The organism is Geobacillus sp. PK12, assembly GCF_004123125.1.
GTDB classification, from domain to species: domain Bacteria; phylum Bacillota; class Bacilli; order Bacillales; family Anoxybacillaceae; genus Geobacillus; species Geobacillus zalihae.
Genome location: NZ_SDKL01000008.1, coordinates 73,535 through 81,096 on the forward strand (window position 1 = coordinate 73,535; position 7,562 = coordinate 81,096).

General features: G+C 53.1%; 7 protein-coding genes and 1 CRISPR repeat array. Of the genes, 4 read left to right on the top strand and 3 right to left on the bottom strand.

What is annotated here, in order from left to right:
- Positions 1 to 3: 3 nt before the first annotated feature.
- The 3 genes from cmr5 to ETR37_RS04985 all read left to right on the top strand — a co-directional run bounded on the left by cmr5 (position 4) and on the right by ETR37_RS04985 (position 3,580).
- Positions 4 to 408, top strand: coding sequence for a type III-B CRISPR module-associated protein Cmr5 (cmr5, locus tag ETR37_RS04975; protein WP_015373850.1), 405 nt, complete (start codon positions 4 to 6; stop codon positions 406 to 408).
- A 12-nt stretch (positions 409 to 420) separates the two neighbouring features.
- Positions 421 to 1,563: a type III-B CRISPR module RAMP protein Cmr6 gene (gene cmr6 / locus ETR37_RS04980; RefSeq protein WP_129446999.1), complete on the top strand. Its 1,143-nt coding sequence runs from the start codon at positions 421 to 423 to the stop codon at positions 1,561 to 1,563.
- Positions 1,564 to 1,743: 180 nt separating this feature from the next.
- Positions 1,744 to 2,244: a CRISPR direct-repeat array (repeat unit 30 nt; unit sequence GTTTTTATCGTACCTATGAGGGATTGAAAC).
- 289 nt (positions 2,245 to 2,533) lie between these two features.
- Positions 2,534 to 3,580, top strand: coding sequence for a DmpA family aminopeptidase (locus tag ETR37_RS04985; RefSeq protein WP_033005207.1), 1,047 nt, complete (start codon positions 2,534 to 2,536; stop codon positions 3,578 to 3,580).
- A 60-nt stretch (positions 3,581 to 3,640) separates the two neighbouring features.
- Here the strand turns inward: ETR37_RS04985 and ETR37_RS04990 are convergent, their stop codons facing one another.
- The 3 genes from ETR37_RS04990 to ETR37_RS05000 all read right to left on the bottom strand — a co-directional run bounded on the left by ETR37_RS04990 (position 3,641) and on the right by ETR37_RS05000 (position 6,245).
- Positions 3,641 to 4,873 (bottom strand): MFS transporter, encoded by a 1,233-nt coding sequence (locus tag ETR37_RS04990; protein ID WP_129447000.1) that lies wholly within the window; start codon positions 4,871 to 4,873, stop codon positions 3,641 to 3,643.
- A gap of 234 nt (positions 4,874 to 5,107) precedes the next feature.
- Positions 5,108 to 5,761 carry a PspA/IM30 family protein gene (locus tag ETR37_RS04995; RefSeq protein ID WP_081132787.1) on the bottom strand — a complete coding sequence of 218 codons (654 nt, stop codon included), beginning with the start codon at positions 5,759 to 5,761 and terminating at the stop codon, positions 5,108 to 5,110.
- Positions 5,721 to 6,245: a hypothetical protein gene (locus ETR37_RS05000; RefSeq protein ID WP_129447001.1), complete on the bottom strand. Its 525-nt coding sequence runs from the start codon at positions 6,243 to 6,245 to the stop codon at positions 5,721 to 5,723. The genes ETR37_RS04995 and ETR37_RS05000 overlap by 41 nt, the downstream gene beginning before the upstream one ends.
- Positions 6,246 to 6,424: 179 nt before the next feature.
- Here ETR37_RS05000 and ETR37_RS05005 point away from each other — a divergent pair, with 179 nt between their 5' ends.
- On the top strand, positions 6,425 to 6,808 hold the full coding sequence (locus tag ETR37_RS05005; RefSeq protein WP_129447002.1) for a hypothetical protein: 384 nt from the start codon (positions 6,425 to 6,427) through the stop codon (positions 6,806 to 6,808).
- Positions 6,809 to 7,562 lie beyond the last annotated feature (754 nt).

Here is a 7,562-nt window from a genome sequence, read left to right on the forward strand (position 1 = left end):
GCCATGGAAACAAACGTGAAGCGTGTGGGGATTGAGAACGGGAGAGCCGCATTTGCGTTTCAAGAAGTGAAACAGGCAAAAGAACGATTGAGAGGAAGCTTCGAAAACTATCGTTCTTACGTCAAAAAAATGCCGTCCTTAATTCAAGTCAACGGTCTCGGACAAGCATTGGCGTTTTGTTTTCAAAAAGGGAAGGAATACAAGGCGATTTATCAATCCCTCGCAAAATGGATGAGGGAACAGTTTCCGGATCAATTTTCATCGGCAAACCAAGAACTCGTCGAGGCTGTCGTCAACTTATCGAGCGTTGATTACCGGTTATGGACGATGGAAGCCATGGCGCTGCTAGATTGGATGCGCAAGTTTGCCGACGGGATGGCGAAAGACGATGCAAAGGCGGCAGAGTAAGGAGGGGAGGGCATGCTTTTTCATCCAAAGGACACCCTAGAAGTCGTGCAAAAGGCCAATAAATCGATCGGGCATTTGGCGTACCATCTCCATTATTTTATCGAGCATCGGTGGAATGACCGTAAAAAAGTGTGGGAGCCTTCGAAACAGTTGAAATCCGCCCCGATTCTCCCCGAGCTGAAAGAGATTGGCGAGCAGCTACGGGCGCAGCGAGAACAGGCCATGGTAGAATGGGCGCAAACAGGGGGAGTCAAGAAGCTGAAAGCCCGCCTCTCTGGCCGAATTGTCCACGGACTGGGCGCGGGGCATGTTCGCGAGACGTCATTGACGATCCACCCCGTGTACGGTCTTCCTTACATTCCTGCCTCCAGTTTGAAAGGCCTTGTGCGCCATTGGTTCATCGAGGCGTATTGCGAAGGGGACGAGAAACGGCTCAGCGAGCATGAAGATGGATGTGCGATTTTTGGGATACAAGACCATAAAGGACAGGTGCAGTTTTACGATATCTTTCTCATCGATGGCTTGCGGTTGGAAAAGGATGTGCTCGCTGTACATATGAAGGAGTATTATGAGGGAAAAAACGCTGCGACAGATAATCAAAAACCTGTTCCCGTTTCGTTTTGGACGGTCATGGCTGCAGAGGCAGACATTTATTTAACGGCCCATGGCTTTCGAGACGATGAAAAAACCGCCCGTTTGTTGGAGGCAGCATCGTTATATACCAAACAGGCGTTGATGGAATGGGGGATCGGTTCGAAAACATCGTCAGGCTACGGTCGATTTTCTGAAGTGGACGACGTGACGGAAACCGAATTCCTCCCAATGGTGCAAAAAGAACGCGCCCGTCTTGAGCGTCGAAAAATCGAGCAGGATATGTTGGAGCGAAAGAGACGCGAGGAAGAAGAACGAGCAAGGCTGGCTCTTCTCTCCCCCGAAGAACGGTTGGTGGCCGAAATTGAACGGTTGACTGACAGCGAAACGGATAGGCAGCGAAGCAAGGATAGCCTTTACCAACAAGTGATCGAGCAGCAAAACAAACAAGCCGCCGTTGCGTTGCAGGCGTATTGGAAACGCATCGGAGAATGGGGAAAAGCCGTCAGCAAAAAGCAAAAGCAAAAAATGGACAAACTTCAACAACTGTTGGAGGAAAAGTGAGGGTCTTGCGATTGTCGTCGACCCCCAATCGTGCAAAAATCCCGGGGGATCGACGACAATGTTTTTTGCGCCAAAAATCCTACAGCCATCACGGCCGAACTGTATTGACAGAATTTTTGAAACGTGATATTCTGGAAACAACCCAAAGGGAAAAAGCTTGATTTGATGCGCATGGTTTGGGTTTTTATCGTACCTATGAGGGATTGAAACCTTGGGTATATCCGTTAAGGCTTATAGCATGAAAGAACGGTTTTTATCGTACCTATGAGGGATTGAAACTACAACACGTTTAATATTTTATGGTATTTTTCATGAGCGTTTTTATCGTACCTATGAGGGATTGAAACAATAATTCTTGTAATACGTAGATCTACTCGATTGGCGTTTTTATCGTACCTATGAGGGATTGAAACGAAGCGGTGAAATGGTTATTGCGATATGGAGCAGACGTTTTTATCGTACCTATGAGGGATTGAAACCCCGCGTCGTCCACAATTTTCACCACATGTGGTGTCGTTTTTATCGTACCTATGAGGGATTGAAACAAAATTTCCGCTATCCTTTCTTTAAGGAATAGCGCTTGTTTTTATCGTACCTATGAGGGATTGAAACACCTGATAATCGTTAGTTGACGGGTTCATCGCTGCCATCGTTTTTATCGTACCTATGAGGGATTAAAACTTATCCAACTCCCCGTCTTCCACACATATCTGAATCGCGTTTTCACCCACGCAATTTGGTGATCTTTTCTCCTCTTGTGCTGTCTTCGCTGGCAATGTGGAGATGACCCACCATCTTCCCTTGATCCTCGCCACGCGCAAAACTTCTTCTTCGTTCTGTTTTTCTCGCGGCAGCTTTGTTCGATGCGCTATACTTGGATAGAAGGAGCAACATTTGTTTGCTTCCGGATGGGCGTTTGTTTTTGCTTTTTCACGATGGGGGCAAGCAAAGGAAAGAAAGGGGAACGGTTATGCGCTGCAAGCTTCGCGATCTCGGTTTTTCCATCGGCACGCTTCCGACAGGGGAGCGCAATCAAATCACCGATGTGCCCGGGGTAAGGGTGGGGCATGTGACGATTCGCGAGGACATCGATGAACGGACGGTGATCCGCACCGGGGTGACGGCGGTGCTGCCGCATGGGGGCAACTGGTTTTTGGAGAAAGTGCCTGCGGCTTGTTTTGTGCTGAATGGGTTTGGGAAAACGGCTGGACTCGTGCAAGTCGAGGAGCTTGGGACGATCGAGTCGCCGATTATGCTGACGAATACGTTCAGCGTCGGGGCGGTTTGGCAAGGGACGCTGGAATATATGTTGGAGGCGACGCCGGAGATTGGGGATGTGACGGGGTCGGTCAACATTGTCGTCGGGGAATGCAATGACAGCTATTTGAATACAGCGCGGGTGATGGCGGTGACGAAGGAGCATGCGAAAGAGGCGATTGCCGCGGCGCGGGTGGAGATGGAAGAAGGGGCGGTTGGCGCGGGTACGGGGATGATGTGTTTCGGGTGGAAAGGAGGCATTGGCAGCTCGTCGCGGATCGCGGGCGGGATGTATACAGTCGGGGCGTTGGTCGTGAGCAACTTTGGACGGCGCGAGGAGCTGCGGTTGGCGCCGTATGTGCCGCCGTCGTTTGATGAGCGGGACGTGCCGCCTGGGTCGATTATGATGATCGTGGCGACTGATGCGCCGCTTGATGCGCGGCAGTTGAAGCGGCTGGCGCGGCGGGCGGCGGTGGGGCTCGGGCGGACGGGAAGCTGCGTCCATCACGGGAGCGGCGACATTGTCATTGCGTTTTCCAATGCTTATACCATTCCCCATTTTTCGGATTCTGCTCTTCAACCGTTCCCTCCGCTCGTCCGTGATGACGCGCCGCTTATGAATGAGCTGTTCCAGGCGGCGATTGAGGCGACCGAGGAAGCGATTTGGAATTCGCTCACGACGGCCGAGACGACGACCGGGCGCAACGGGCGGGTTGGGGAGGCGATTCCGTATTCGCTGCTTCGACGGATGGGAGAATGATCGAAAACGGCCTGAAAGGGATTCCTCTCAGGTCGTTTATTTATGATCTTGGCCGCGCTGTCAGTGGCGGATGTGAAGGCGGTGCGCCCAGGCGGCGATTTTTTCTTTCATGTCTTCGCGCCATGCGCGGTCGTGGACGGTGTATCCGACCAAAGCTCCTGTGGCGATGAGGAGCAGCCCTGACAAGGCGAAAATGGCCGAAATGGATGCGAATCCTGCGATGGCTCCCGCTGCCGTCGGACCAGCGAGGTTGCCGAGAAAGCGGGAGCTGGCTGTGACGCCGAACACCCGCCCTTGGATGCGGCGCGGGCATTGCGCGTTGATCAGCGCTTGAAGGGCAGGCCATACCCCGCCGACGACAAGCCCTTGCAAGAAGCGCCAGACGTACAATTCATAAAGATGGTCCGTCCATACTTGCGGCAAGGCGAACAAGCCGGACAGCACAAGCAGTATCGGTAATGTTTTCTCCTGCCCGATCCGGTCGCCGAGTTTCCCTAAGTACGGTGCGCCGATGATCGTGGCGATGCCGGTGATCGAGGAGGCGAGCCCTGATAGAAATGCGAGATTGCGAGAATGGCCGACGAGCGACTGGACAAAAATCGTCATCATCGAGTTGACGCCAAGAACCGCAATTTGCACGAGAAAGGTGGCGACAAACAAGATGACGAGCGGCCGATGGGCGAATACTTCTTTGAAACTGGCATGGCGCTCTTGCGTCTGCGGCGCGACGGGGTCTTTGTCGAGCCAAAAGACGACAGGAAGCAATGTCGCCAAAATGCAAAACCCGGTCACGAGAAACACCGGGCGGAAGCCGAACCAATCGGATAAGGCGCCGCCGATGAGCGGCCCGATGATGTTGCCGGCGATGCTTCCCGTCTGCAGCGTCCCGAGCGCCTCGCCGCTATGGTCTTTTGGCACGACGCGCGCCAAGTACGAAAACGAGACGGTGATGAATCCCGAGAAAAAGCCGACCAAAAAGCGAAGAACAAGCAGCGCCATCGGCGAATGGGCGAACGCCATGCAGCTGGTGATCAGCCCCATGCCAATCCCTGCACGGATGAGGTTGGCGCGCTGGCCGTACTTGTCGGCGAACATGCCCCAAATCGGCGCCATGATGGCCGCCGACAAAAACGTCGCCGAAAAGACAAGACCGGTCCAGACGCTCAACGAATGGTGCTCGGTGACGCCCATTTCCCACAACAGCAGCGACAAAAACGGAATGACCATCGTCATTCCCGCCGACACCATGAAATTGCACAGCCAAAGGATGCGGACGCTTCGTTTCCAGTTCAAGGCAGGTCATCTCCTGTATTCTTTCGTCTCTCTAATTAATTTTAGCACGATGGAAAAACAAAGGAAACGATTTTGCTTATCAATGGGGCAAGACCATGGCATCGGGCATCGTTCAGGCTTGTCGCGGGCTGCATGTGCTTTTGGCCGCCGCTTGTCCAAGGGAGCGAAACAAACGAATCCCCCTTGCCAACTCGCCAAGGGGGGTGATCTATGTCAAAAGGGGGGAGGGGAAAATTAGGCGTTATGCGCTTGGGCGTCTTTCCATTTCGCCAGTTCACGTTCCACTTCTTCGTCAAACGGCACAGGGGACAACACGGCGTTCGTTCCGAATCGGGCGGCTGCCGCTTCGGCTTCTAACGCGATGACGCGCTCTTCCATGCGGGCGAATCCGCGCAGCGCCTCGTCGGCGGAAAAGGAGGCGAGCGCCGAGTCGATTTGCTTCAACGCTTGCGCGGCGTTAACGCGGGTAGCGAGCTCCAGCTGCTTAGCTGCGAGCTCGTCGTACCGCTCGCGCAGTTGGTTTAGACGGTTGGCGACTTCGGCTGTTTTCGCTTTGATGGCGTCGTATTGTTGTTTGTACGCCTCCAGCTTTTTCTCATACAACAGCTTGTCGCGCAAGGCGAGTTTGGCGACGGCTTCTTCGTTGCGCTCGAGCGCCAGTTTCGCTTGGCGGCTCCGTTTTTCAATCGTCGCCTCCGCTTGGGCGATGAGCGTCTCATAGCGCCGCTCGGCGACCCATTGCTGGGCGAGCGCTTGGCGCCCTCGTTCTAGCTGTTCTTCAAGTTCGCGCAAATATTGTTTCGTCATGGCGACAGGGTCTTCCCAGCGGTCGATTTGTTCGTTCACTTCAGCGAGAACGATCGTCTTCATTCGGCGAAAAATGCCCATTTGTTTGTGCCTCCTTTTGAATCGTTTTTTCCCATTCATCGAGCCAATCGGCGGAAACGGATGGCGCCGCTGGCATCAACACCTCAACAGCAGATGGTTTGCGCCCTTGACGCCGCCCCGAGGCGTACACCACGGCCAGTGCAAGCAAAATCAACACCCATTTCGGCAGCAACGCCGCAATTCCGAGCGCGACGAGCACCCAGCCGATCCAGCGCTTCGACCGCGCCGCGGCGAGCCATACGGCCCCGGCGGCGGCAAGCAAAAGAGGGATGAGCCACTTTAGGAACAACATCGGCATCATCCAGCCTCCACGCTGCTCCATGATGAACTCCCGATGGGGATGACCGAATCCGCCCGGCATGCCGTCAAACGGAGCGCCCGGCCGCCCGTGCGCCATCACTTCATGCGGAGCGAGAATGTGAAACAGGCTGACCCCTGCAAGGGCAACAAGGGCGAGCAGAAACACCGCTCGAGCTTTCTTCAATCTCGTCACCTCCTTTTGTGTGGTGGACTGGCTTACGGTTTGTATTGTAGAAGGGGAAGGAGAAAATTAGGTGAAAAGCGAATGTTTTTTGAAGGGGTTTTGAGCATATCATCCATTAGGTGGGGAGCTGCGAGATGAACGGTGATGTTCGCATGACAGGTGGGGGAGGAAGGAAAGACGTGGTTCGGTCGTATGGGGTTGATGTGGGCGGCGCTTTGTTGGTGTTGTGGTTTTCCTTTTTGTTTCCGACGTTTTATGTTGGATATTATGCGTACGGCTCGTTTTTGGGGTTTGCCATCGGTTCGTTGATCGTCGGCCTGGCGAGAATTCGATGGCATCCGCAGGCGCGGTTCGGCGGTACTCTGATCGGTTCGTTCCTCATCATCGCGGTGTCTGTCCTCATCATCCGCCTGTTTCCGATCGAAATCCGCGATGTCGGAGACTTGGTCATGCCCTATGTCAATGCCGTGGTGAATGCGTTGATTTATTTTCTGGTGCTGAACGCCCTCCACTTGTGGCATCGCCTGGCAACGGGAAACGTTTCGTTTTGGAACAAACGGTGAAGCCGCGCATGCGGCCGTCGCAAGCAAAAGGCGCCCCAGTCTGTCTGGAGCGCCTTTTGCTTCAAAAGTCTGCTCGCCATGTTTTAACGCCTAATACAGTGAATACATGAACCCTAAGTTGATCGGTTTTCGATAATACATATCTGACCCGAATGAGTAGCCGTACGTGAACCCAGCCTCTTTAAGAGCTGAAATGGAAAATGATCCTGTTATACGATCGCTAGTCTTCACTTCAATTGTTGCACTTCCTGATGTCTGCACTTTTGTAGTAGGAAAAGATCCGGTCATATATAGATGCAATTTGAAGATTTACCATTTGCAGCTTTTATCGACTGTCAGGCGACCGAACAACGCCGCTTCCAGACCCATGTATGGGTCTGGAAGCAGGTGGTTGTTCGGTCTTCCGTCACGCCTTGGCGTGACGGGGCAAGCCATAGGCTTGCCTTCGACAGTCGAAAATGGACAAACCGCTTTTCCGTCAAGGATATGTTAAACTTCTTCGTTGCATCTATGTAGAAACGGTGTTTGCTACGTCACGAGTCAAATACCATTTCAATCGGAAGGAAACAGAAATCATTCGAGCGGCAAGTAGAATGGATAATTTTTTCCAAAATCTATGAAATTCGAGACAAGAGAAAAGTAAATAACCCGTGGTGCTAGATCAACTTGATCAAGCATAAAAATAGCCCTTGCTGGCGGATCGCCAGTAGAATGAAAGTGTCACCCAACATTCGAAAGGAGAGATCCCCCATGC